The sequence below is a fragment of the Akkermansia muciniphila genome (genome assembly GCF_900184965.1).
GTDB classification, from domain to species: domain Bacteria; phylum Verrucomicrobiota; class Verrucomicrobiia; order Verrucomicrobiales; family Akkermansiaceae; genus Akkermansia; species Akkermansia muciniphila_A.
In genome coordinates, this window is sequence record NZ_FXYA01000162.1 from 117,778 (window position 1) to 143,094 (window position 25,317).

Genomic DNA, 25,317 nt, shown 5'->3' on the forward strand with positions numbered 1-25,317 from the left:
TCTCTCCTCTTCTTTCAGAACAGTCATGAAGCGGCTATCGAAAGTCCGGACCGTCACAGCTCCCGGCGAATGGCGTCCATCTGTTCCGGCGTATAGGCCGCTCCTTCCACGCCTCCGAACTGGCGGCGCAGGAATGTGAGGAGGTTGGCCAGATCCCGGGAATTCGTGATGCCGGGCGGCAGCATGGTGGAATCCCATGCCTTGCCATTCACCGTAATGGGGCCGGTCAGCCCCTGGAGGATGATCCTGACGATTTCCGCATCAGGCTTTTCTTTCAGCCATTCGGAACCAGCCAGGGGAGGATAGGTTACCCTGTCTCCCAGGCCGTCGTTGCCGTGGCAAATGGCGCATTTGGAGAGATACACGCCTTTCCCCTTTTCCATGACGGCAGCGGCGCGTGCTTTTTTCAGGCGTTCCATGTCCACGGCGGGAGGATGGGCGGCATAATCCGGGTGAATATGGGACATTCCCGGGGAAGAATGAATACGGTCGCGTTTCCGGGAAGGCTCCACCCTTCGGAGGGAAGCCAGGTAGTTCAGCAGATGCTTCCCCCGTTCCGTGGGAACCAGTTCCCAGCCCGGTTCCATCTGGACGGGGAGGGCCTCTGGGGAAGGAGCATTCCCTTCTACGGGGCGTTCCTCAAACAGTCCGGGCATGGCCGGACACACCGTCCAGGGCTTGTTGAACTGCGTTTCCCGCGGGTTGTAAAGATGCAGGGCCAGCCATTCCCGCGCCTGCGCGGCGCGGCGCGTGCCGCCGGACACGGCATCCTCATATTCCAGCCTGCCTGTGATATACTCCGCAGCATTGCTTAAATCCGGTCCAACCGCCGCCACGCCCGCCTGCGGCGCTCCTTCCCTGTTGAATTCGGCATCCATGTCTTCCGGCTCACTAACCCGGTAGGGAAAATCCGGATCCGTCCCGCGGTTAATTGCCGTCTGCCAGTCTTTTCCGGACAGGGAACGCCGGATAATCTGGGTATGGCACAGGGCACACCCCTCCGCGGCATAAATACCGGCGCCAGCCGCATCCTGAACGGGCCTCCTGACCTCCATGGAATCTGGAGGCGGAGCATGCAGGAAAATGGCAGCAGCAGCCAGCGCCACAACCGCCGCAACGGCTGAAATAAAGAAGAAGCGCGGCAAAAACGGAGGTTCCGGCTCCCGGCTTCCGTCTTCCTCTTCCACAGGCCGCCACAGGCAGAGACTGCCCGCCAGGCAAAAAGCCATGGCAACGGCGTGGACGCAGGCAGCCATGCCCACCCAGCCGCTCATCAGCTCCGCACGACGCGCCTCAGGAAAAGCCTGAACATCCAGGACGGCAAGCACGCCTACGGCATACGCCAGAAACACGCCGCAGACGCCTGCGCCCAGCAGCCGCCATGCCGCAGGGAAACGTCCGGGAGCCTTCCCCCCTGCCATCATCAACACTCCGGCCCCCGGCAGAATCCATAATTCCGGCTCATGCCACGCAGACAGGGAAAACTGCATCAGCTCCGGCGCACCTGCAACAAACACGTTCCATGCCGCCAGCAAGGCAAGCAGGGAAACCCCGGTCTTCATCCATATTCCTGTCTTCGTACCGGATTTCATCCAAAAACGCGCCGCCGCCAGAACGGCGGGAAGAACGGCGCACCAACACCAGACGGTACCGGCCTCCACCAACATCCACGGCACGGGAAATCCCTGAAGCCCCCCCAGCCCTCCGATCACCGGTGCCGCCGCCAGCACCAGGGCCATCCAGACGGACAGAATTCCAACTGTCCTCCCTTGCCCCATATCCAGCCGGAGCGCCGCCGCTCCCAGGGCGGCAAACATCAGCCCGCAGGACAGGCTCCCCCCCAGGGCGGAAACATCCAGCAGGCCATTCATGGACAATCCCTGCGTATATCCCAGCACCAGAAGGGCCGCCGCCACGCACCCGGCGGAGGAACTGAACAACAGCCGTACAGGCCACGGAAACGGCCGGAACCATGCGAGACACGCAGCCCCTGCGGAAAGGAAAGCGAAAACCGGACAGACCCACCAGTCAAAAGGCATCAGGAGCACGCCGCTCCCATTCCCCGCGGCAATGGTCGCCACCCCCAGCGCGACGCAGGCATGCCAGAGCCATTCTGCGGGTTTCCTCCACCGGCCCCCGCTTCCCGCCGCAACAGAAAACAGGACGGGGAGGGCCCAGCCGTACACCAGCATGCCGTAGAATGCGAACATGAGACGGCCGGCCGGCCACGGCAAAGGCCCTTCCGCCACCAGACCGGAGGCGTAGGCCAGCGACCACAGGAAACCCAGCACAAAAGCGCCTGCCAGCCAGAACAGGGGGAAAAACTCTCCCGGACGGCGGAGAAACAGAAAAAAAACGGCGGGGATACGGTTCATCATGGTTTGGGAAATACCCTGCGGACGCTCAAGGCCCCCAGGAAGGAAAAACAGCAGATCAGGCCCATTCCCACCAGGAGCAGGACGAACGGAAGCCATGCCTTCCACGCGGCAGGGTTCAGCCCAAGGCCTGGGCCGAACATCCAGCACGCTTCCAGCAGGGAGCCCAACAGCACTCCGGCGCATACGGCGCCCAAAGCGGACGGACGGCGTCTCAACGCGGGAAACAGCAATATGAGGAAAGGAAGCAAAAGCTGAAGAACGAGAGCCGCGGCCAACATCCCGGACCAGCCGGAAGAAGCGGCGTCTTCATAAAAGGACATTTCAGCCGGAATGGAGGCGTACCAGGTAATCATGTACTGCGAATATACAATATAGGCTTTCACCAGAACCATGGCCGTCAGCATGCCTCCCAGGCGGGGCCAAGGCAGCTCCTTCCCCCCGTCCAGCCGCTTCAGGAGCACGGCGGACAACACAGCGAACGCCAGGGACGCCAGCAGAACATATGCAATCATGTATACGGGGAACATGGAAAGAACGCTCTTCCCCGTTCCTCCCAGCATGTCCACCCCCAGCAGACCCAGCATCATCACCGTCACGATCATGCAAAAGGCGGCAGAGCCCCGGCGGAAGGAAGGCTGCCAGACATTTTTTTCCGCAACCAGCGTTTCCCATACCTGGGCCATGCTCCAGGAAAGCGCCGCAACGCCCCCCACGCGCACGTACAGCCATGCCGGGTTCCACCATGAGAAGTCAGCCAAATCAAGAACGCCAAAGGCCTGGACGCCGGGAGAGGAAACATCCGCTACCCCCCAGTAGCGTGCTGCTTCCGGAAAAATCACGGTAGTCAGGCAGCCGACCGTTCCGGCCAATACCAGAACACCGGGTAAAAACCCCCAACAACCCGCCGCCAGCACCCTTCTCAGAGCGATCCCCCAGCCGGAACCCGTCAGTGAAGACAGGCAGAGCCAGAACAGGCACCCCAGACAGAGGCCGGAGCCGAAGACGCCTGCGGCCATTCCGGCAGCGGCGAACGGCCTTCTCAATTCCTGCAGCCTTTCCCCGGCAACCGTCATGTCGTCCCAGGGCATGGCCGTAAAAGACTGGCGCATCAGCACGCACCACAATAGAACGGAAAGTATCCACAGGGAGAGGGCTGCGGAACGCCCGACCCAGCCGAATGCCGGACGGTCCCGGCGTTCCCTGCCTGTTGAAGATGTATTGCTGTTCATGGATGCTGTTCCTTCTGTTTAACGGCCGGTTCTTCCGGCAGCGCTTGCAAATGGCGGACAAACGCCGCCAGACACCAGATTTCCCGCGCCGTGAGAATGTTTCCGAAAGCGGGCATGTTCCCCTGCCCCGACCGAATGCTCCTGAACATTTTTCCTGGGGAATAGGAAGCGTACTTTTCATCCCGGAAGGAGCCTATTTGCGGATAGGTGTCATAAGCGGCCATGCTGCCGCGTCCGTCTCCGTCCTTTCCATGACAAACGGCGCAGTGCGCCAGATAAAGCGCACGCCCCTCCGCCTGCACGTCGCGGCTGCGGGAGATGCCGCCCAGTTCCAGAGGCATGGAATCCTCCTCTCCGCCCTGCATGCGGCCGGAGGAAAAATAGGAACCTTCCGCAGCAAAGGAATCCCGGTCGCCTTCCCGTTTCCAAGCCGTTCCGACGATGCCCAGGGACTGCGCCACGGAATGGGGGGGCGTCAGACGGGTTTTCCGGCCTGCGGGGGCAGAAGGCATCCCCACCTGCTGGGCATCCGCCAGAGGGCGTTCATTCATATTGTCAAACAGACGGGGAGCGACATTTCTCCCATCGTCGTCTCCCGCCAGAAACCAGAACGCTCCCAGCAGAACCAGGGCGGCTGCCGCCATAATGCCGCCTCTCATGGCCGGCCTCCTTTCCCATGAACATGCTCGCGGGCATCCGGATTCAGGGCCTCAACCAGGGCGGCGGAACGCTCTTCGCATCCACCTTCCAGCAGAATAAAGTACCCGTTTCCGTGCTCATCCGTCCTGAAAAAATCACACTCGAACGCCCAGTCATGCCACTTCGGAAGAAGAGCCCCCCTCAGGAATCCGGCGGCGGTCAGCAATCCGGCCCCCAGCAAAGTACCCTCAAACAGGGGCGGAACGTATGCGGGCCAGTTGTCCCAGCCCTGCACCCTGCCCTGGGTCACAAGGGGATCCGCGCAGAACTGCGTCCAGTAAAGCCACAGGGCCACGGCCAGAAACCCGCAGACGCCGCCCGCAGCGGCCCACAGCCGGATGCCTGCGCCCACGGCCCTCCCGGCGTGTCTGTTGGCAAGCCGGACGGCGGCGCAAGGATAAGGGGCGCAAACTTCCCAGCGCAAATTTTCCTCCTTCATCAGCATGCGGACGGCCTGAAGAAGCGCCTTCTCCGAACCGAAGGAAAGCACCCAGCCGGAAATGACGGCCTTCTTCATGCCCCGCCCTCCTTGTTCAGGGATTGCTGTTCCCGAACGTCGCACAGGGAAAAGAACGGAGCCACACGCACCAGCGCCATATACAGGGCCATAAACAGACCCACGCTCCCGGCCATCATGGCCAAATCCGTCACGCTTGGGAAATAATCTCCGATGTTGGCGGCAAGCAGAGAGGCCTTCAGGGAATTCACGACAATCCAGAAACGTTCCATCCACATGCCCGCAAGCACTCCCAGAGCCACGGCGGCAATCACCCGGCGGTTGGTTCGCAGAGGGCGGAACCAGAACAACTGGGGCAGCACCACGTTCCCGGCAACCATGACGATGATGAACACGGCATTCACGGGATTTCTGCCCGGAAACGGCTCCTGAGCGCCTCCATTCAGAATGGCGGCCAGATGCTCCCATAAATACATGGCCCCCATCACCAGGCTCAGGGCCAGCACCAACCGGGAACTTAAATCCAGAATGGCCGGAGTAACGGCCTGGCGAACGCCGCTGCCGGCCATCAGACGGCTCACCCCCAGCAGAATCAGCTGAACCATCGCCATGCCGCTAAGAATGGCCCCTCCTACGAAATAGGGCGGGAAAATGCTCTGGTGCCACCCCGGCACCTGAGTTACGGAAAAATCGAAGCTCACCACGGAATGAACGGATACCACGAGCGGAGTCAGAATAACCGCAAAAAGCAGGCTGGCCTTTTCATAGGCGCGCCACTGGCGCCCCGTACCCTGCCAGCCCAACGCCAGCCATCCGTACCGGCGCCTCAGACGCCCCTTGCAGCAGTCCCTCAGCAGCGCGAAATCCGGCACCAGGCCGATATACCAGTACAACAGGGAAAGAAGAAAATAGGTGCTGACGGCCATGACATCCCACATCAAAGGAGAGGCCATATCCGGCCAAATTCCGCTCACTTCCGGCAGGGGGGAAGCCATCCACGCCATCCAGACACGCCCTACGTGCACTACAGGGAAGACGGCGGCGCAGATGACCGCGCACAGGGTCATCTGTTCCGCTCCGCGCGCAATCGGGCTTCTCCATGACTGGCGCGTCAGCAGCAGGACGGCGGAAATCAGGGTGCCCGCATGCCCCAGGCCTATCCAGAAAACAAAATGCACAATGTCCAGCCCCCATACCACGTTATTATTCACCCCCAGCACGCCTGCCCCCTCTGCTGCAATGCGCCAGGAACTCCACCCGATGCCCCACGCCGCCAGCAATGCGCTGGCGAGAAACACGCCCCACCAGACAGGCCCCGGCGGCTTCCGCACCTCTGCCAGCATGGCCTCTACCGGAATATCGGCGGAGGGAACTGCTGGTGCTGGTCTGTTCATCATCTGCATAGGGACGCAAGCTCGTTAAAGTTTACTTGAGCGCTTTTTCCCGTCAATTCAAAAGGGGAACGCACGTGACATGGCGCACGGCTTCAGGAAACAGAGGCGGAATTCCCTTCGGGCAGGGAAAGATAAGCCACCCTCCTGCTCCTTCAGCGGCGGGGAAAAGGCCCATGGGAACCGTTACCCCCGCTTCATCCGCACTTTCACAAACATTCAAATAGCTGGAATTCCCGGCCACGGCATTTTAACATGAATGGCGCATGGACATAAAAACGCTGACTTCCGGAGCCCTGATCAAGCACCCTTCCCGCGGCCTTCTGCTCGGAACCGGGCCTTTCCGGGAATCGGCGGAACCACCGGATTCCGGTCCCGCTTTTTATGTTGATACATTCCGTCTGGACGATCCGCGGCCATGGAAAATACCGTCAGCCCTTCTTTCTCTTTCACCGGAGGAAAGCCTCCTGCCGCCCGCTCCGGAAATCCGGTGGTCGGAACCGTCTCCGGACGCGTACGCACAGGTTTTTGCGGAAATAATGGAACAAATCGCCACCGGGAAATTGGTGAAAAGCGTTCCGGCGATGCCTCAGTTCGGGGAAATGCAGCCGCCACACACACCCCGGGAACTCATACCGCGGGCCATTAACAGCTCTCCGTCCCATTATCCCTACGCCTGGTGGACGGAACGGGAAGGATTCTGCGGAACCACTCCAGAAACACTGTTCCGCCAACAGGGCCGCCTCCTGGAGACAATGGCCCTGGCAGGAACGGCCCGTCCGGAAGATGTGGGGGTCTTCATCAACGACGACAAGGAAATCCGCGAGCATGAAATCGTGGCGGGCAGCATTCTTTCCCGCCTGTCCCCCTGCGGCAGCGTCACCAGAACGGCCCGCAGCGTGCTGAACCTCGACACCCTGATCCACTTCGTCACCTACCTCACGCTGGAATCGGACGAACAGCACACTCCGGCCCACTGGATACGGCTGCTCCACCCCACCCCCGCCCTGGGATCCCAGCCCCGCACGGAGAAAACGCTCGCCCAGCTGGACAACTGGCGTTCACGCCTGCGCTGTCCGCTTCGTTTCGGCGCTCCGTTCGGGTTTCTGGAAGACGGAGACTTCTTCTGCCTGGTAGGCATCCGCTCCCTGTACTGGCAGGGGCAGAAGCTCTCCCTCTGCGCCGGGGGAGGCGTCGTGGCATCCTCCACCCTGACGCATGAATGGCGGGAGCTGAAATTGAAGAGGGATACGGTCAGGCGCAGTTTCCGCCTTCCATGACAAATCCGCCGGGCGCCTCCCGCCCTTAACGGCAAAAACATCATTCCGTCGTCCAGCAAACGGAAAGCGCATCAAATTTATCCTTCACCGGTATCCTCCATACCCGGCCTTCCCTCGTTACGCTGCGGCAAGGAACGCCGTCCATGCATGCGCTGACGGAAATACCCGCAGGCAAGCCGTGCAAAACCACTTCTGCGGACTCATGGAATGCACAGGGATCTCCCTCGCAGTTCCAGTCCAGCTCCAGGGAATTGGAGCCGCCGCGGTAAAGGAACTCATGCACGGCGCATTCCCCGTTCCGGTATGCATACCCGTCCCCTGCATCCTCATACAAATGGGAGGCCACCTCCCCTTCCGGCGCCCACCATACATCCAGCGTCAGCGGCGGGCGAGGCAGTTCCCCTGCATATTGCTGCACCGGCCAATGGGGGACTACCGCCCCTCCGCGGACATACACGGGCAGGAAAGAAAGAGGGCATTTCACCCAGACATCCTTTCCGGTGTCCTCCATCAGGCTGTCCGTGTGATAGGAATACCAGACACCCTCCGGAATGTAGAGAAACCGTCCGCCTTCCTGCGGCTCATGAATGGGAACGACGTACAGATGGTCGCCGAAGAAGTACTCCGCCCCCCGCCAGTAGGTGTCCTTGTTGGTAAAACATTGCAGGGCCAGGGAACGCAGCACGGGCATGCCCGTCTCCGCGTACCGGCGGAACTGCGTATAGATATAGGGAAGCAGGCGGTAGCGGCCCTCTATGGCGGCTTTCACGCAAGAGGTGACTTCCTGTCCAAACATCCATGGTTCCTGACCGCCGAACTCCCCGGAGGAATGATTGCGGAAAAAACCGTGGAAAGAAGCCATCTGCATCCAGCGGCAAAATAATTCCGGCGTGGGATGCCCCATGAATCCCCCCGCATCCGCTCCCGCGAAGGAAATGCCGGAAGCCGCAAGCCGCTGGCACTGGAAATTGGCCAGCTTCAAATGTTCCCAGTTGGACCGGTTGTCCCCTGTCCATGTGGCGGCAAAACGCTGCAGCCCGGCAAAACCGGACCGGGACAGCAGGAAGGGGCGCCGGTCCGGAGCATGACGCTTCATGCCCAGCCAGGAGGCTTCCGCCATGCACTGCCCGTAAATGTTATGAGCCTTCTCATGGGAACAGGGCATGCCGTCATATTCATGCCGCGTATCCATCGGGAAAGTGCGGTCCGGAAAAACGACAGGTTCGTTCATATCGTTCCAGAGACCTCGCACGCCAATTTTCCCAATATCCCGGCTGAACAGGCCCGCCCACCAGCCGCGTACGGCCGGAGCCGTAAAATCCGGGAAATTGCAAAGCCCCGGCCATACTTCCTCCGACAATAAATTGCCTTCCGACCGGCGGCAGAAATAATTGCGTTCCATCCCCTCTTTCCAGACCGGATTGGCGGGGTTGACCTTCACGCCGGGATTGACAATCAGGACCGTCTTCACACCGTCCTTCTCCAGGGCGCGGACCATTCCTTCCGCGTCGGGAAAATTCTGCCTGTCCCACGTAAACCCCTCTTTCCGTTCCATGTAATGATGGTCCAGATGCACGGCATCGCACGGAATGCCCAGGCTCCGAAAGCGTTCCACCAGGTTGTACACGGCCTTGTCCGGATAATAGCTCCACTTGGACTGGTGGTACCCCAGCGCCCACAAAGGCGGCAATTCAGGCGTACCGGTAAGGCGCGTATAAGCGGAGATGATGTCCAGCGGGCTGCGGTCGTAAATGAAATAATAATTCATCAGGCCTCCGGAGGCCCCGAAAGAAAGAACCTTTTCATCCGCAGCGCCGAAGTCGAAGAACGAACGGCACGTGTTGTCAAACAGCAGGCCGTACGCCTTCCTCTCCCGCAAACTGAGGAAAAAGGGAATACTTTTGTAAAGGGGATCCGATTCCTCATGAAAATCATAATGGTCCGCTCCCCACATGGAGAAATACTTGCCTCTCAGGTTCAAGGCGCACGGCTTGTCTCCAAGCCCGAAAAAATGCTCCGTTTCCTGAAGATTTTTCCGTATCCATACCCGGGCGTCTCCGGTCCAGTCCTTGCTCTCCCGGCCAAAGCCGCCCTCATCCGTCAGCAGGGGTTCATCCGTGGCAATATCGTAAAAATCCACCTTTTGTTCTTCCGGGCGGATGCGGATGCGAAGCAGGGACGTTTCAACGACATGCGCTCCGGCCTCGTCATACTCACGGATTTCCGCTCCCGGGGCGGAATACCCCGGGCTGACGGCATAACTTGGCTCATCTTCCGGCACTGCCCCGGGGAAGTACGTTACGCGGACAATTCCGGCATCAGCAAGACACACGCTGAGAGTTATTTTGGAAACCGCATTCGTGTACTCCCATTTGACGAAACGCCCCCGGAGAGGAGGTTTTTTTCGTCGTTCAGGGATGTTGGACACGGTGCACATCGAAGCCGGGCGGAAGAGAGAATCAAAAGCGTTCAGTCCAGACTAAATCAATTTCATGACGAACGCAAGATTGAACTAATGCAGCGCTTTTCTTTTCATTATTAGAGTAAAATTATTCATAATAATCTAGACCGAACATGAAAAATCTGGTTTTATTGCGTTGGTGCACAACACGGCACGAGTCCGTACCCTTCCCGACACCGACAAACCACATCAACCGATGAGCACAATTCGAGTTCTTACATTAGGATGGGAATTCCCGCCCCTGGTTAACGGAGGGCTGGGCATTGCCTGCCTGGGTCTTTCCAAGGCACTGGCAAAAAAAGTGGATTTAAGGGTAATCGTTCCCAAGGCCGATCCTTCCGTTCTTTTTGACGGATTCCAGCTCACCGGTCTCAATAACGTCTCCTACCGGGAAGTGGAACAAGTGGACCGGAAATATTCCTATGACAGCTTTGCCCTGGTGGAGCGCGCCCCCATTGAACTGGATCCCTATACTACCGTGGAAGGAAGCTCCGGAGTAGTGAAGTTCACCAAGGAAGGCCGCATCACCTTCTCCAAAACTCATGAAGCCGACCTCCAGCTGTTCAGAAACAAGGAAGACCTCTACGCCGGAGACCTGGCCCTGAAAGTCATTCAATTCTCAAAAATAGCGGTAAAAGTCGCCCTCCAACAGGATTTTGACATTATCCACGCCCACGACTGGCTGACCTACCTGGCTGGCGTGGAAGTGAAAAAAGCCACAGGCAAGCCCCTGGTGGTGCATCTGCACGCTTCCCAGTTTGACCGGGCCGGAGCGGATGCCCGCGGCTGGATTTACGACATTGAAAAATTCGGCATGGAACAGGCGGACGCCGTTATCCCGGTCAGCAAATACACGGGGACCATCGCCAGCGGGCACTATGCCATTGATCCCCATAAGATATTTCCCATTCACAACGGAGCGGATCCGGTCAAAGTTTTCAAAGGCAAGAAGAAATTCCCGGAAAAACTCGTGCTGTTCCTGGGGCGCCTGACGGCGCAGAAAGGCCCGGGATTCTTCCTTCAGATTGCCGCCAAGGTTCTGGAACAAACGGACGACGTTCGTTTCGTTATGGCCGGCACGGGAGAAAAACTCCGCCAGTTGATTGAATCCGGAGCTTTCAAGGGCGTAGGCGACAAATTCCACTTCACCGGTTTCCTGAACAAGGACAAAGTCAATGAACTCCTCTCCATCACGGATATCTACTGCATGCCTTCCGTATCGGAGCCATTCGGCCTTTCTGCGCTGGAAGCGGCCCAATTCAACATCCCCGCCGTGATTTCCAAGCAGTCCGGCGTAGCGGAAGTCATGAAGGGAGCCCTGAAAGCGGACTTCTGGGACGTCAACAAAATGGCGGAGCATATCGTCCATCTCTGCACGGATGAGGAACTGTACCGGAAAGTAGTGGAACAGAGCACGGAGGACATCAAAGCCTCCACCTGGGACGCCGCCGCGGACAAGGTCATCCGGGTCTATGAACATGTGCTGAACCGCTAAAAACGCCTTTTTACCCTACTTAATAACTCTCAGCCCTCTCCCTCCTCCGTCCATGAGCAACATTTCCCTCACTTTCGTGGCTCATCAGCCCAACCGGCTGATTCATTATGACTTCTTCAAAATTGGAGAACACGCCTTTTATGAAGATGATGATCTGAATGCCCGCGTGCTCAGCACGGTGGCGGAACGCTGTTACTTCCCGGCAACCCGGCTGATGAAACAGCTTATTGAACTAACCGGGGGTAAATTCCGTTTTGGGCTGGCGCTCAGCGGAGTCATTCTGGAACAGGCCCTGTACCACAGGCCGGATCTGATTGCCGCTTTCAAGGATCTGGCGGAAACCGGCTGTGTGGACTTTCTGGCAATGCCTTACTACAACTCCCTGGCCTCCGTTTACTCTCCTCAGGAATTTGCCGAACAGATTGAAGAACACCGGGAACTCCTCAAAAAACTCTTTCATCAGGAATCGGACGTCCTGATGAATACCGGCATGCTGTACTCCAATGCCATTGCGGCGCAGGCGGAAACGCTCGGCTTCAAAGGCATCATGGCGGACGGCAACCCGGCCATGCTCAAGGGATTCACCAGCAATGAAGTCTTCCTGGCCCCCTGGGTGTATAACACCACCACCATCTTCCGCAACCGGGAACTCTCCAATGACCTGGCAATCATGCGGACTGATCCGGAATGGTCGGAATACCCTCTTTCCCCCACTACGTTCGCGGATTGGTTGACGCACCAGCAGGGAAGCGTCACTACCCTGTCCATGGATTATGAAACACTGGGTGAACGCCAGTCTGACGCTACAGGCGTCTTCGAATTCTGGCGGACGATGATTCTTGCCTGCGTAGACGCCGGCAACCGGTTCATGACTCCGTCCGAAGTGGCGCGGGAAATCAAACCCGTTTCCGTCTGTGAATGCACCCAGGAAATGACCTGCTCCACTTTTGGAACCATGTCCCATTGGAACGGAAACGTCATGCAGGATGAAGCCCTCCGCAAAATCTACCGTCTGGAAAAACCGGTCAAGGCGGCCCATGACAAGGATCTCACCCACGTTTGGCGCAAACTTCAAAGTGCGGACCACTTCCACTACATGCAGAAGGAAAACTCCTTCACGCCGTATGCATCCGCCTTTGACGCATACATCTACTACATGAACGCCCTGGCGGATCTGCAAATACGCGTCAAAAGGGAATCCGGGAAAACGGTTCAGTCAAATTCGGAAAAAGCGTCCTGACCTCTTTTTTCCGAATACTGAAAATCCGGGTGAATTGCAGCCTGTTTGCCGGAAACATCATAGGATGATTCCCGGTTGCAGAAATTGTGTGGTCCCGGAATGCGGTCTTCCCTGCCCGCCTCTTTTGGATGCCATAAAGGCCTGAGGAGATTCACGGGAAGTTTAATATCCCAACGCCAGACGCTTCAATTTGTTGCGCAGGGTAATCTTCTGTGCGGAAGAAACGCGCTCCACAAAAAGGATGCCGTTCAAATGGTCGCATTCATGTTGCAGGCATCTGGCCAGAAGGCCGTTGCAGTCAATCGTTATTTCTCTTCCGTCAATCAGAAGCACCGTAGCCTTGACAAAGTCCGGCCTCACGACGGAAGCGCGTATCTTCATCACGCTCAGGCAGCCTTCATGAAAAGGATGCATGGGGCCGTAAGGTTCCAGAACGGGATTGGTAAACATCAAGGGCATAATGTCGGAAAGTTCCTTGTCCTCTCCGTTCACTTTAAGCCAGGTGACGGACTCTTCCTCCTTCGGGATATCAATCACCACCAGTTGCATGGGAATGCTCACCTGGGGAGCTGCCAGGCCGATGCCCTCTGCGGCGTACATGGTTTCCAGCATGTTCTCCGCCAGCGTTTTCAGGCTGTCGTCAAAATGTTCTACGGGGCGGCATTTTTCCTTCAATACCGGATTTCCATACTGCGCTATTTCCAATAACATCGGGAGGGGGGGATAATATATTGTTAAGGCGCTTACCGTGCGCCGGACTTGTTGATTTCTATTCTGGCAGGAACCTCCCCTGCGTCAATACCCACAGACGTCAGCGCATCCCAAATGCCGACAATGACGCCGAACTCCGCTTTTTTATCCACGTCAAGTTGCAATTTGACGCCCGGATTTTCCTTTTTCAAGGCCTCCAGGACAGCAGCCAGTTCATTCATCTCCACCAGCCTTCCATTCAGGGAAATGGCGGATGTCCCCGTCACGGCCAGAACGGCCCTCTGTTCAGAAGAAGGCTCCCCTTCCATGAATTCCGCACCGGGTACATCTATTTGAAGCAGGGACTGCGGCTTCTTCCACTGCGTATGGACAATGAAAAAAATCAGCAGAATGGTCAATATGTCAATCATGGGGACAATGGGTACCCCCATGCTCCTTGCTTTCTTGCGGTAAAACTGCATGGCCTTGTCAGCGTTGGGAATGATGGCAGCGGAAGGAAACCAGTCCCGTCAGCAAAACTTCCATGGAGGCGGAAATGCGCTCCAACTTGCGGGAATAATAAACATGGGCAATCACGGCCGGAGTGGCGATGGCGAGCCCGGCAATCGTTGTATTCAGCGCCTGGGCAATCCCCTGAGCGATCATGCCGTGACTATCATCCATTCCGAAAACGCTGAAAATCTGCACCAGGCCGCTGGCGGTTCCCAGGATGCCGAACATGGGGGCGATCATCACAATCATGTCCAGCAGGGGCAGGCCCGCCTGAAGCGTTACGAATTCCTTGCGGGCTTTCACCTGGATCATCTCCTTCAGGGAGGCTTCATCCTCCAGCGGGGAATTCAACGCATCCAGCACCAGGCGGCCCTCCACGGAATCCGAGTCCGCGGCAATTCTCTCCAATTCATTGCGCTCCACGGCGCCGCGGGTGTACTGCTCCACGGCCCTGGTCAGCGCGGCAGGGCAAATAAAACTCTTCTTCATATTGAACATGCGGTAAATAACGGCCGCAATAAGAAGAACGGAACAGGCCGCCAGCGGGTACATGAAAACGCCGCCTGCCTGGAAGAATGTAATGCAATCCTTAATCAAGTTCATCATCATATATCTGTGAATGGTATTTGTTGTAGAATGGTAGGTTGTTAAAAATTGAAATCGAAATACATTTCCAAAGAATCCCCCACAACCATATTCCTGACCTCCGGAGGCATCGCAGGAAGCCTGGCGAGTTTGATGGCAAGAAAGGTAAAAGACTTCTGCACCTCGCTGGCTCCCACGCGGGAAGTCTGCCTCATGGAGGAAACCTTGCCATTCTTGTTAATCAGGATGCGGATGCGCACGGTTCCGGTAACAATCAGGTCGCGGTTCAAATCGCACTGACGGTACCACTGTTCCCCGATGGCCCGGTAAATGATCGCCTGGTACGTTCCCATAGGCGTAGCTTCCACATCCAATGTCGGACGGCGGCCAAAGCTGAATTTGCCGGTCTGCCTGGTCTTCCTCTCATGAGTCTTGAAGCCGGGCTGGCTTTCCGCATTAAACATGGGATCATACAGGGGCTGTTTCTGAACCGGTTTCGTATTGGGCACCAAACCCAGATCAGGAAGATTCAGGGGAGGATTGTCCGCTCCTTTCGCGATGCTCCTGGCCAGTTCCTCAAGCGGGTCCGGCTTCTCCGAATCTCCGGGTCTGGGCAACACTACCGCATGGGGAAGCTGTATGGCCCCCTCCTGTGTATGACGGACGTTTTGCTGGGCCGTTTTTTCCTCTTCCGATTTGCCTGGAATACCCTTTTTGACGGTAGAACGGGCCAGGGAATCGGGATGCCCGGCAGACGGCATGGACGGTTCCAGAGGCTGGTAGGGAACATTGGAGGAAGCTCCGGGGGAGGCATTTTTGTTGCCGTCCCGTTCATGGCTTAAATCCCCATCCTGCCTTTCCTGGTTAAAAAGGACAATCTCTCCGTTTTCCCGTTCCACGCCATCCTGGGAGGGCATGTCCCTGTCGCCGTCCGGATCCTTCCGGCCTCCTTCCGCCCGCGTGTTTCTGTCGCTTTGGAATTTGGGAGCTTCCGGCCTGGTGGCGCTTTCCTGCTCCTCATTGGTCTTCACGACAGCAGGCAGATATTCCGCGGGCTCTTGTTTCCGGCCCTCCTGTTGAGGTTCCACTTTCTTTACCATGCGCGCGCTTACAGCCACTTTCCTCCGCTCCGCTTCAGCCGGAAGTGGGGAAGCCAGCCATTCTTCAGGAACCAGACAGCTCCCCGCCAGCAAAAACAGGTGCGCCAGCACAGACAGCAACAGGCATGTGCTCCAGGAAACCCGGAACAGTCCGTTTCGCCGCCGTTGCCTGAAACTCATGGAGGTAAAGTTTTCACGGTTCCATGACGAATGCAATGTAGAAAGGAGACATGATGAAGGACGATTCCGTAATTTAGTATTGCACAAAACCATGTGCAGGCCCATACTTGCTAGCGACCAAACACATGCCTTGCCATAAACGGCAAGGCCCTTATCTTATATACCATACACCTCGTTAACACCCATCTTATATGGCCAATCTCAACAAAGTCTTCTTAATGGGCAACCTTACCGCTGATCCCGAACTGCGCTACACTCCCAAAGGAACCGCCGTTACGGACATTCGCCTTGCCATCAACCGTTACTACGCAGGCGACAACAGCGAACGCCAGGAAGAAACCACTTTCGTGGATGTTACCCTTTGGAACCGCCAGGCGGAAGTCGCCGGCAACTATCTCAGCAAGGGCCGCGGAGTCTTTGTGGAAGGACGCCTGCAACTGGATTCCTGGGAAGACAAGGCCTCCGGGCAGAAACGTACCAAGCTGCGCGTGATTGGAGAAAACATCCAGCTCTTCCCCCGCGGCGGTGAAAGCGGCGATATGGGCGGCGCTCCGCGCCAGCAGTACCAGAATGCTCCCCGTTCCAATAACTACGGACAATCCCGCCCGGCCCAGAACTACAACCCGCCCCCCATGCCCTCCTCCAATCAACCGTCCAACGACTTTGGAGACATGGACGACGAAATCCCGTTCTAAACGCAAATACCTCCTTTTCTTTTTACAGGCCGCCTTTCCTCCGGGTCAGGCGGTCTTTTTTATCATCACCTTCCCCATGAACAAACGGCAACGCCGTGCTGTGAAGGGAAAAAGGGATACAGCCTCATTCCCGGCAATGGAGAAAAAGCACGGGAACAACCGGACAAAAGGAAAAGCCTCACCGTTCATTTCAGCTTGGCAAAATCAGTCCGTCCCGGCATACTGGCGGCGTATGAAAATAGCCGTTATTGGAAAAGGTGGACGAGAACATGCACTGGTCAAGGCGCTCAAGGAATCTCCCTCCGCACCGGAAATGTTCTGTTTCCCGGGAAGTGACGCCATCAACCGTCTGGCTACCCCCATCCCGGCCAGGGATCTCCCCTCGCTAATCGACTGGATGGTTTCCAATAAAATGGATCTCTGCGTTGCCGGGGAGGAAAGCTATCTGGTCAAGGATGAAGGCCTGGCCAATGCCTGCACCCGTGCGGGCATCCCCTGCTGGGGACCGGTAAAAGAAAGCGCCCAGCTGGAAGCCAGCAAAGAATTTGCCAAGGACTTTCTGCTCCGCCACAACATCCCTACCGGGCAGGCCCGCGTAGCGGCCACATTGGAGGAAGCCCGGCAATTCATCGGAAACACCTATCCTACCGTGCTGAAATTTGACGGCCTGGCCGCCGGAAAGGGCGTAGCCGTCTGCATGAGCAAGGAGGAAGCCGACTCTTTCCTGAAAGAAGTATTTACGGACAGGCGCTTTGGTGAAGGGCGGCTGCTGGTGGAAGAATTCCTTACCGGGCCGGAAGTCTCCATCTTCGGCGCTCTGGTGGACGACCATTACCTTATTCTCTGCCCGGCACGGGATTACAAGCGCCTCAAGGAAGGCGATGCAGGCCCCAACACAGGCGGCATGGGAGCGGTGGCCTCCCGCCGGCTGGTGGAGCCGGAAATGCTGGAACGCATTGAAAAGGAAATCGTGGCCCCGACGGTAGCCGGGCTGAAAAAAGACGGACTGCCCTACCGGGGGTTCCTGTACTTCGGCCTGATGCTGACCCCAAACGGCCCCAAAGTCATTGAATACAACTGCCGCTTCGGCGATCCGGAATGCCAGGCTGTCATGCCCCTGCTCTCCGGAGACTTGGCCTCCTTCTGCCTGCATGGGGCCAAGGGAGAATTTACGCCGGAAGAAATTTCCTTCCAAAACGGCTGGAGCGTCTGTTGCGTGCTGGCCTCCAAAGGATATCCGGAGACCTCCCATTCCGGCGACGCTATTCAGGGACTGGACGACATTTCAAATGCTTCCGTTTACCACGCCGGCACCAAATGGAATGCGGACAAAAACTGTTATGAAACCAACGGAGGCCGCGTCCTGGCCGTCGTGGCACAGGGGGACACTCTCTCCGAAGCGCGCCAGCGCGCCCACAACGAAATTAAAAAGATTCAATTTGACGGCATGCAGCGCCGACCGGACATCGGCTTTGCCAGCTTCGTCTGATTTTCTATCTCTTCCCTCCCCGCCTGCCCCATGAAACCGGCAGCCCTTCTCTCCTTCCTGTTTCTTTCCTGCTCCGCATGCCTGATGGCGGACAACGCCGCGTTGGCCGCCAAGGCGCGTGAACAGGTAGGAGTAACGGTTTCCTACAATGGAGACTATCAATCCATCCCCTACCCCAACGGGGATGTTCCCCTCGAAACGGGAGTATGCACGGATGTAGTCATCCGCGCCATGAGGGCTTTCGGCCTGGACCTTCAAAAAGCCGTGCATGAGGACATGAAGGCCCACTTTTCCAAATACCCTAAAATATGGGGGTTGAAAACGACGGACCGCAGCATTGACCACCGCCGGGTCCCTAATCTTCGTGCCTTCTTTGCCAGAAAAGGCTGGGCCGTTCCCATTACGGAAAACGCGGCGGACTACAAGCCCGGTGACCTGGTTACATGGAACCTGTCCGATAGTATTCCCCACATTGGCATCGTTTCCGACCGGAAAACGAAGGAAGGAACGCCGCTGATCATTCATAATGTCGGCTCCGGAACGCAGGAAGAAGACTTTCTGTTCTCCCACACCATCACGGGCCATTACCGTCCCGTGCTGGCTGAAGGGAAACAGAAAGCGCCCCCCTGATTCTTACCCCGTCTTAGCACAACCTGCCATCACGGGCATTTCAGGATATTTTCCCGGAGTTGCGCGGGTCATCCAAGGAAAGCCGCGGAACAGGCAGAAGACGGTTCTTGCCGCCTCATTGATTCATCCGGCCCGGAATGCCCATGAACCTTCTTGCCAAAAGAGGGGGCTTCCGTCATCATGTGCGCATGGCTACACCTGCATTCTCCGACTGTATCAACAAGCTGGGCGTCGATGAAAAAGACGTCATCCCCTTCGGCCGCAACAAGGCCAAAATTTCTCTGGACGTATTGGACAGGCCGGCAGCCCCCGGCAAACTCATCCTGGTATCCGCCATCACTCCCACACCCTCCGGAGAAGGCAAAACCACCGTTTCCATCGGCTTGGCGCAGGGATTGCAGGCCATCGGCAAAAAAGTCTGCCTGGCGCTCCGGCAACCTTCCATGGGGCCGGTGTTCGGCCGCAAGGGCGGAGCTACCGGAGGCGGCAAAAGCTCCCTGACGCCGGCAGAGGAAATCAACATGCATTTCACAGGGGACTTCCACGCCATCACATCCGCCCACAACCTCATCAGCGCCATCATTGACAACGCCATGTTCTTCCACACGCTGAACATTGACGAACGCAAAGTCATATGGAAGCGGGTCATGGACATGAACGACCGTTCCCTGCGTTCCATCATCGTGGGGCTCAACAAACAGGGGTTCCCCCGGGAAACAGGCTTCGATATCACCCCGGCTTCGGAAATCATGGCGTGCCTGTGCCTTGCCACTTCCTACAAGGACATGGAGGAACGCATCAACCGCATCGTGATCGGATTCACCACGGATGACAAACCCGTGTTCGCAAGGGAACTGGGCATTACCGGTTCCGTCATGGCCCTGCTGAAAGACGCCCTGATGCCCAATCTGGTTCAATCCGTGGAAGGAGTGCCCTGTTTCCTGCACGGCGGCCCGTTTGCCAACATTGCCCACGGCTGCAACTCCGTGCTGGCCACCAGGATGGCCCTGCATTTTGGGGACTATGCCGTCACGGAAGCCGGATTCGCGTTTGACCTGGGTGCAGAGAAATTCCTGGATATCAAATGCCGCCAGTCCGGACTGGATCCGGCGGCCATTGTCATCGTAGCTACGGCGCGCGCGCTGAAGATGCACGGGGGCACTGCCCTGGCGGATCTGAAAAACACGGACGTGGACGCGTTGAAAAAAGGCCTTGCCAACCTGGATGCGCATCTGGACGCTGCCGCCCACTACAAACGCCCCGTCGTGGTTGCCGTCAACAAATTCTTTGACGACTCCCGGGAAGAACTGGACGCCATCGTGAAACACTGTGCGGAACGCGGTATTCCCTGCGCCATTGCGGACATCTTCTCCCAGGGAGGAGAAGGAGGAAAAGACCTGGCCCAAATGGTAGTGGAAGCTGCGGACAAACACTCCGCTCCCTTCAAGCCCCTCTATGAATCCGCCCTGCCGGTGGAAGAAAAACTCAACATCATTGCCCGCAACATTTACGGGGCGGACGGTGTGGAATTGACGGCCGCCGCCAAAAAGAAACTGGCCCAGTTTGAAGCCAGCCGCCTGACGGACCTTCCCGTCTGCATGGCAAAAACCCAGAACTCGCTTTCCGACAACGGACGCCTACGAGGACGTCCCACCGGCTTCACCATCACCGTGCGCGACTTTGAAATCGCCAACGGAGCCGGCTTCCTGGTGGCCCTCTGCGGGGAAATCATGCGCATGCCCGCCCTTCCCGTCTCACCGAACGCCATGCACATCTATCTGGACGACAAGGGCAACGTCCAGGGGCTCTGAAAAATATCGCCAAACGCGCCGCACGCCATGAAAATCGCCATTCTGGGAGCCGGAGCCCTGGGCTGCTATTACGGAGCCAGGCTCCAGGAATCTGGCCAGGACGTATTCTTCATCGTACGTTCGGAATACGGCTATCTGAAAGAACACGGCCTTCAGGTGAAAAGCCTGCATGGGGACATCTCTCTGCCCCGCATCAACGTTTACCGGGACACGGAGGAAGTCGGTCCGGTAGACCTCGTTGTAGTTGCATGGAAAAGCACGGCAAACGCCGGATTTTCCAGAGCCCTTCCCCCGTTGATGGGAGCGGATACGACTGTTGTTACACTCCAGAACGGCATGGGGAATGCGGAGGAAATTGCCCGCATCATCCCGGCGGACCGTATCTATGTGGGTCTGTGCTTCATCTGCGCCATGCGGGAAAAACCGGGCCATGTCAACCATCTGGAAGGGGGCAACATCCAGTTCGCCCCCTTCATCCCCACTCCGGAAGGAACTGAAAAAGCCAGGGAACTTTCCGAGCTGTTTGCCAATGCCGGCATCAAAACGCGCGCCTTTGACGCCGCAGAGCAAATCCAGTGGTACAAACTCGTCTGGAACATCCCGTTTAATGGACTTTGCCTGGCTCTGGGAGGCATCAGCATTGCGGAACTTTACCAAAACCCGGAAAACGTCATGCGGGCGCGCCGCATCATGGAGGAAGTGGTGCAGGCAGCCAAAGCCCGCGGCTATGCCCTGCCGGAAGATTTGGTTGAATTCCACCTTTCCCGTACGGAAACCATGGGGGCTTTCATTCCGTCCAGCGCCGTGGACTACAACGAAGGCCGCCCCGTCGAATACACGGCTATCTGGGGAGACCCTCTCTCCAAGGCCCGGCAAGCCGGAGCCTCCGTGCCGGAATGGGAACTTCTGAACAAGGCCATCCGCAAGCGCCTGAACATGAATTAACCCGAACCAATTGCGAATCATGCTGAAGACCATCGTCATTTTCATCATTGCCCTGCTGGGCTTCGGCATGATCCGCCTGCCTTTGCAGAATCATATTCTGGAACAGGAAAAGGCGGCGGGGCTGCTGGATAATCCGGCAGAGCTTTCCTCTTCCGATTATCTGGAACAACAACTTGCCATGGTCTCCCTGGGAGGGCTCCGCTCCCTGGTGGCGGCCGTGCTGAGCATGGAAGCTTTCGACTGTTTCCTGATTTCCGACTGGGCCAACCTGGAACGCCGCTACAACCAGGTTACCGCTCTCGCTCCTCACTCCGATTTCTACTGGGACAACGGATCGTGGCATTTGGGCAATAACGCTTCCTCCAGTTATCTGGACAATAAACGTCTTTCTCCCATGGAACGCCGGGAAGGCTTCCGCAAATACATTCAAAAGGGGCGCCGCTTCCTGGAAAAAGGCATCAACGCCAATCCTGACAGCTGGTACCTTCAATCCCTGCTGGGCAACATGTACAGCGATACCTACCGGCAGCCGGACTTTGAAAAGGCGGCGGAAGCCTACCGCAAGGCACGGGATTTGGGAGCGCCTCCCCTTACAGCCCGCAAAGAATTTTATGCGCTCGTCCGTGTTCCTTCCAAATCCAGAGAAGCTCTGAAACTGGGCCGGGAGTTATTCAAGGATCCCCGCAACAGGACCCCCAGCCTGGTGAGTAATATTTTTGTTCTGGAAAACAGGCTGAACATACCGGAAAAGGAGCGCATTCCCTTCCGGGAACTGTTTCCTACGGATGAGATCGCCCGTGACCTGATGACCAGCCATCTGGCCAATTCCCTGAAGTATCCGGTAGACGGGCTGAGAGAATCTTTAGAGACTCTAAAGAAGAAAAGCTCTAAAAAATAAATATATCATTCTTTCTTCGGTAAATCTGGAATTATACGATTTTTAAGAATGGATTTAAGTTCACATTCCCAAATAATGAGAACATGCCATCCTAATTCCTCTAGCTTATGATAATTTTCTTTATCTCGTGTAATATTTCGTGCAAATTTCGCTTTCCAGTATTCTAAATGAGAAGTAGGCATAGTGGCCCTCTTACATCCCTTATGTCTGTGCCAAAAACAACCATTAACAAAAATAGCAATTTTATATTTTGGAAGCACAATATCTGGTCTTCCTGGCAAATCTTTCCGTTGTAAACGAAACCGATAGCCGAGAGAGTGTAATAATTTTCTCACCATCACCTCTGGTTTTGTATTACAGCTTTTTACTGAAGCCATGGTGCGGCTACGGATTTCTGGACTTACTTTATCCATAACAATAAATAAAAATAAGTCAGCAAAAAGAAATCCATGAAGGATCAAATTTAAGCAGTTTCAGAACTTCTTTTTCGTTAAGCGCAAAAGGTTTCTTAATTTTAAAGCGTCGGGCCGACTTAGGTATTTGTGTATGAATTGTAAACTGTGAACCATGAGGCTGCCAAGTAAATATTTGTCTTTCTGTATTTGCTAAATATCCAACTAAATTACCATTATTGTTGACTTTCCATTCGTAATCAGTTGTACAGTATCGATGATTTTCTTCCTCAAAAAGGATATAAGAACACAAATCATAACTTCGGATTAAAACAGAAGTACGAACGGAAGCATAATTGTCTTGAGCTATATTAATGCGTTCGTTCCAAATATTCAACACCGCAGTACCCGTTTTTTGTACATCTTCGTGAGGATTGACTATTCCATAGGAATAATCAGGAGAACAACGTCCTGAAATGAGACGTACAGATGATATTTCAAAAGGATTTTTACATTTAACCGTTTTAGCAGACCATGCTAACTTTTCCAACTCAACATCAGCTATTCCAAGAGGACTTGCAAGATGCTTTCCTCCAATGGCTAATGCCAAAGTATCTCCCCAATCGTCACCAGAAATATCTTTTCGTCCTGTATAAATCAAATAAACTAAATGAGAACCTATATTTATTATAACGTCATCAGGTATTTCATTTAATCTAAATGGTTCTCTGCTTTTTCGACGTCCAGAATCTCTCAATCTAGGAATTTCCATAATTATTCAATTAGCTTAATTTAGTGAAACGCGTCTTTTCCGAAAATAGAAGAGCTTCATGAATTTTACGGGCTACAGCGCGGATAAGAGGAACAGGCACGCTATTGCCAGTTTGTTTTCTCACCTCTTGATGAGAAACAACTATTTTAAAACTATCCGGAAATCCTTGAAATCTGAACAACTCTCTAGAAGAAGGACGTCTATATCCATTTACCAAAAGATAATTATAAGAAGCACCTGTTCTCAATGCACACGCATAATCCAAAATAGAAACATTCCCTGATTTATTTTCATGCCAGATAGAAGGATAAAAAATTATTTTATCTTTCACCTTCTCTTTTCGCTTCTTTTGTATTCGATCAGAAGCGAATAAAGAAGAATCCACATTTTCATCAGACTCTAAAACAGAATTTAAATCATATTTAACTTTATTAAAACTAAAATCAAAATAATGATATGATAGTTTATCTAAAAAACCTACTATAATAATACGTTCCCTTTTCTGGGGCAATCCAAAATCAAGCGCATTGAGAACCTTCCATTTTAAATGATAACCAATGCTCGTAAGCCTATTAATAATCACATTAAAAGTTCTTCCTTTGTCATGAGTTACAAGTTGTTTTACATTTTCTAATAAAATTATTTTGGGTTTATGATATCGAAGAATACGCTCCACTTCAAAAAATAATGTCCCCCGGGTATCTTCAAACCCTTTTTTTAAACCCATAATTGAAAATGCCTGACAAGGAAAACCTGCTAACAATAAATCGTGAGGAGGAATATCTTCCGATTTAATTTTGGTTATATCTCCACTCGGTCGTTGCCCAAAATTAGCTTCATATGTATCACATGCGGCTTCATTAAATTCAGAAGAAAAAACATTTTCGTATCCAAGTTCGTCAAAAGGCAGTCTAATTCCTCCAATGCCTGCAAAAAGATCAATGAATGTCAAATTTTCCATTATTTTTCACACCTTCTTCTAATTTTATGCAAATAAAGCATTGCGTAATTACTATTTATCACATTTCTTCATTTCCAGCAAGTCTATAGACCGAAATTAGAAACTTTAATCCATTGTGGACCATATCACGGCTTGGCAAAACCTGCCCAAAGTGCTATGCTCCTTGCTTGCAATACCATGAGTAGAATAGCCCTGATTAGTGACATCCATGCCAATCTGCCCGCTCTGGAAGCAGTAATGAAAGATATAGAACAACTTCAGTGCAACGCCGTTTACTGCCTGGGAGATGTTGTGGGCTATAACGCTAATCCGTCCGAATGCCTTGAATTCATCCGCAGCCTCCAGATTCCCACCGTGCGCGGCAATCATGATGAGGAAGCCATTAGAGAAAACAATCCGGCGGGAATGAACCCTGTGGCGTACAATGCCCTGATGTGGACGCGGCAGCAACTTTCCGAAGAACAGAAAAAGTGGCTTCGCCGCGCTCCTTTCCAGCGCATTCTCCCTAATGAAATCGTTCTGGTGCACGCCACACAGGACAAACCCAACTCCTGGGCTTATGTCACGAATGTAGATACGGCCACCCACAGCGTCAATATGCTGCGTGACAATCAATTCCTGTGCTTTAACGGACACACGCACGTTCCCCGCACATTTATCCGCCATGAAGGAAGCATCCATGAATATGAATCCGGGGATATTCAGCTTCTTAAAACTAACAAATATCTGATTAATGTGGGTTCCGTGGGCCAGCCCAGAGACGGCGATCCCCGCGCCGCCTACGGCGTTTTTGACGAAGACAGCATGGTGTACTACCAGCGCCGCGTGGAATACGATGTAGAGGAGGCCCAAAGACGCATTCTGGCTGCCGGCCTTCCGGACATGCTGGCGCGCCGGCTGGGAGAAGGAATGTAATATTCCCCGCCTCTCGAAAGGCCATTCAGGAAGATGAATGGGAATTTACCGTATTTTATTGTTTCCCTTTCATCTTAAGAAGAACAGGGCCATGCTTCATGTTAGCAAAGG

General features: G+C 55.0%; 23 protein-coding genes. 10 read left to right on the top strand and 13 right to left on the bottom strand.

Going from position 1 to position 25,317, the window contains the following annotated elements; all coding sequences use genetic code 11:
• Positions 1–53 precede the first annotated feature (53 nt).
• From CI070_RS05030 to nrfD, 5 genes are read right to left on the bottom strand one after another with little or no spacing between them, the layout of a single operon-like run.
• Entirely contained in the window at positions 54–2,378 is a 2,325-nt protein-coding gene (locus tag CI070_RS05030; RefSeq protein WP_179218517.1) for a c-type cytochrome, read from the bottom strand.
• Positions 2,375–3,607, bottom strand: a complete 1,233-nt coding sequence (locus CI070_RS13500; protein WP_179218519.1) for a hypothetical protein — start codon at positions 3,605–3,607, stop codon at positions 2,375–2,377. The genes CI070_RS05030 and CI070_RS13500 overlap by 4 nt, the downstream gene beginning before the upstream one ends.
• Positions 3,604–4,266, bottom strand: a complete 663-nt coding sequence (locus CI070_RS05035) for a c-type cytochrome (RefSeq protein WP_094137078.1) — start codon at positions 4,264–4,266, stop codon at positions 3,604–3,606. The genes CI070_RS13500 and CI070_RS05035 overlap by 4 nt, the downstream gene beginning before the upstream one ends.
• Entirely contained in the window at positions 4,263–4,823 is a 561-nt protein-coding gene (locus tag CI070_RS05040) for a quinol:electron acceptor oxidoreductase subunit ActD (protein ID WP_094137079.1), read from the bottom strand. Before CI070_RS05040 ends, CI070_RS05035 begins: the two co-directional genes overlap by 4 nt.
• Positions 4,820–6,160, bottom strand: coding sequence for an NrfD/PsrC family molybdoenzyme membrane anchor subunit (nrfD, locus tag CI070_RS05045; RefSeq protein WP_179218521.1), 1,341 nt, complete (start codon positions 6,158–6,160; stop codon positions 4,820–4,822). Before nrfD ends, CI070_RS05040 begins: the two co-directional genes overlap by 4 nt.
• Positions 6,161–6,420: 260 nt before the next feature.
• Here nrfD and CI070_RS05055 point away from each other — a divergent pair, with 260 nt between their 5' ends.
• A complete protein-coding gene (locus tag CI070_RS05055) occupies positions 6,421–7,434 on the top strand; it encodes a chorismate-binding protein (RefSeq protein WP_094137082.1) in 1,014 nt (337 codons plus the stop codon).
• 40 nt (positions 7,435–7,474) lie between these two features.
• Here CI070_RS05055 and CI070_RS05060 read toward each other — a convergent pair whose 3' ends face one another.
• Complete coding sequence (locus CI070_RS05060) at positions 7,475–9,862, bottom strand: glycoside hydrolase family 31 protein (protein WP_179218523.1); 2,388 nt, start codon at positions 9,860–9,862, stop codon at positions 7,475–7,477.
• Between the two features lie 229 nt (positions 9,863–10,091).
• Here CI070_RS05060 and CI070_RS05065 point away from each other — a divergent pair, with 229 nt between their 5' ends.
• Together CI070_RS05065 and CI070_RS05070 are read left to right on the top strand one after the other, a co-directional pair.
• Positions 10,092–11,390: a glycosyltransferase gene (locus CI070_RS05065; RefSeq protein WP_094137084.1), complete on the top strand. Its 1,299-nt coding sequence runs from the start codon at positions 10,092–10,094 to the stop codon at positions 11,388–11,390.
• A gap of 52 nt (positions 11,391–11,442) precedes the next feature.
• Complete coding sequence (locus CI070_RS05070; RefSeq protein ID WP_094137085.1) at positions 11,443–12,630, top strand: glycoside hydrolase family 57 protein; 1,188 nt, start codon at positions 11,443–11,445, stop codon at positions 12,628–12,630.
• A gap of 162 nt (positions 12,631–12,792) precedes the next feature.
• On the opposite strand, the gene def is transcribed toward CI070_RS05070, so the two are convergent.
• The 4 genes from def to CI070_RS05095 are packed head-to-tail and all read right to left on the bottom strand — an operon-like array spanning position 12,793 to position 15,698.
• Positions 12,793–13,341, bottom strand: coding sequence for a peptide deformylase (gene def / locus CI070_RS05080; RefSeq protein WP_094137087.1), 549 nt, complete (start codon positions 13,339–13,341; stop codon positions 12,793–12,795).
• A 32-nt stretch (positions 13,342–13,373) separates the two neighbouring features.
• The gene (locus CI070_RS05085; RefSeq protein ID WP_094137088.1) at positions 13,374–13,802 is read right to left on the bottom strand and encodes an ExbD/TolR family protein; all 429 of its coding nucleotides are present in this window, start codon (positions 13,800–13,802) and stop codon (positions 13,374–13,376) included.
• A 7-nt stretch (positions 13,803–13,809) separates the two neighbouring features.
• Entirely contained in the window at positions 13,810–14,442 is a 633-nt protein-coding gene (locus CI070_RS05090) for a MotA/TolQ/ExbB proton channel family protein (protein WP_094137089.1), read from the bottom strand.
• A 38-nt stretch (positions 14,443–14,480) separates the two neighbouring features.
• A complete protein-coding gene (locus CI070_RS05095) occupies positions 14,481–15,698 on the bottom strand; it encodes a hypothetical protein (protein ID WP_094137090.1) in 1,218 nt (405 codons plus the stop codon).
• 191 nt (positions 15,699–15,889) lie between these two features.
• Between CI070_RS05095 and CI070_RS05100 the strand changes: the two genes are divergently transcribed.
• The 6 genes from CI070_RS05100 (at position 15,890) to CI070_RS05125 (ending at position 22,166) form a co-directional block, all read left to right on the top strand.
• Positions 15,890–16,393: a single-stranded DNA-binding protein gene (locus CI070_RS05100; RefSeq protein WP_094137091.1), complete on the top strand. Its 504-nt coding sequence runs from the start codon at positions 15,890–15,892 to the stop codon at positions 16,391–16,393.
• Positions 16,394–16,625: 232 nt separating this feature from the next.
• Positions 16,626–17,882: a phosphoribosylamine--glycine ligase gene (purD, locus tag CI070_RS05105; RefSeq protein WP_094137130.1), complete on the top strand. Its 1,257-nt coding sequence runs from the start codon at positions 16,626–16,628 to the stop codon at positions 17,880–17,882.
• A 30-nt stretch (positions 17,883–17,912) separates the two neighbouring features.
• On the top strand, positions 17,913–18,512 hold the full coding sequence (locus CI070_RS05110; protein WP_094137092.1) for a DUF1287 domain-containing protein: 600 nt from the start codon (positions 17,913–17,915) through the stop codon (positions 18,510–18,512).
• 188 nt (positions 18,513–18,700) lie between these two features.
• A complete protein-coding gene (locus tag CI070_RS05115; RefSeq protein ID WP_094137131.1) occupies positions 18,701–20,323 on the top strand; it encodes a formate--tetrahydrofolate ligase in 1,623 nt (540 codons plus the stop codon).
• A gap of 27 nt (positions 20,324–20,350) precedes the next feature.
• Entirely contained in the window at positions 20,351–21,268 is a 918-nt protein-coding gene (locus CI070_RS05120) for a 2-dehydropantoate 2-reductase (protein ID WP_094137093.1), read from the top strand.
• Between the two features lie 19 nt (positions 21,269–21,287).
• Entirely contained in the window at positions 21,288–22,166 is an 879-nt protein-coding gene (locus tag CI070_RS05125; protein WP_094137094.1) for a hypothetical protein, read from the top strand.
• Between the two features lie 5 nt (positions 22,167–22,171).
• Here CI070_RS05125 and CI070_RS05130 read toward each other — a convergent pair whose 3' ends face one another.
• Genes CI070_RS05130 through dcm form a run of 3 tightly spaced genes read right to left on the bottom strand, consistent with a single transcriptional unit; the run spans position 22,172 to position 24,291 of the window.
• Entirely contained in the window at positions 22,172–22,579 is a 408-nt protein-coding gene (locus CI070_RS05130) for a very short patch repair endonuclease (protein WP_094137132.1), read from the bottom strand.
• A 19-nt stretch (positions 22,580–22,598) separates the two neighbouring features.
• On the bottom strand, positions 22,599–23,330 hold the full coding sequence (locus tag CI070_RS05135) for a hypothetical protein (protein WP_094137095.1): 732 nt from the start codon (positions 23,328–23,330) through the stop codon (positions 22,599–22,601).
• Positions 23,331–23,340: 10 nt separating this feature from the next.
• Complete coding sequence (dcm, locus tag CI070_RS05140; protein WP_094137096.1) at positions 23,341–24,291, bottom strand: DNA (cytosine-5-)-methyltransferase; 951 nt, start codon at positions 24,289–24,291, stop codon at positions 23,341–23,343.
• A gap of 177 nt (positions 24,292–24,468) precedes the next feature.
• Between dcm and CI070_RS05145 the strand changes: the two genes are divergently transcribed.
• Positions 24,469–25,206: a metallophosphoesterase family protein gene (locus CI070_RS05145; RefSeq protein ID WP_094137133.1), complete on the top strand. Its 738-nt coding sequence runs from the start codon at positions 24,469–24,471 to the stop codon at positions 25,204–25,206.
• Positions 25,207–25,317: the final 111 nt, after the last annotated feature.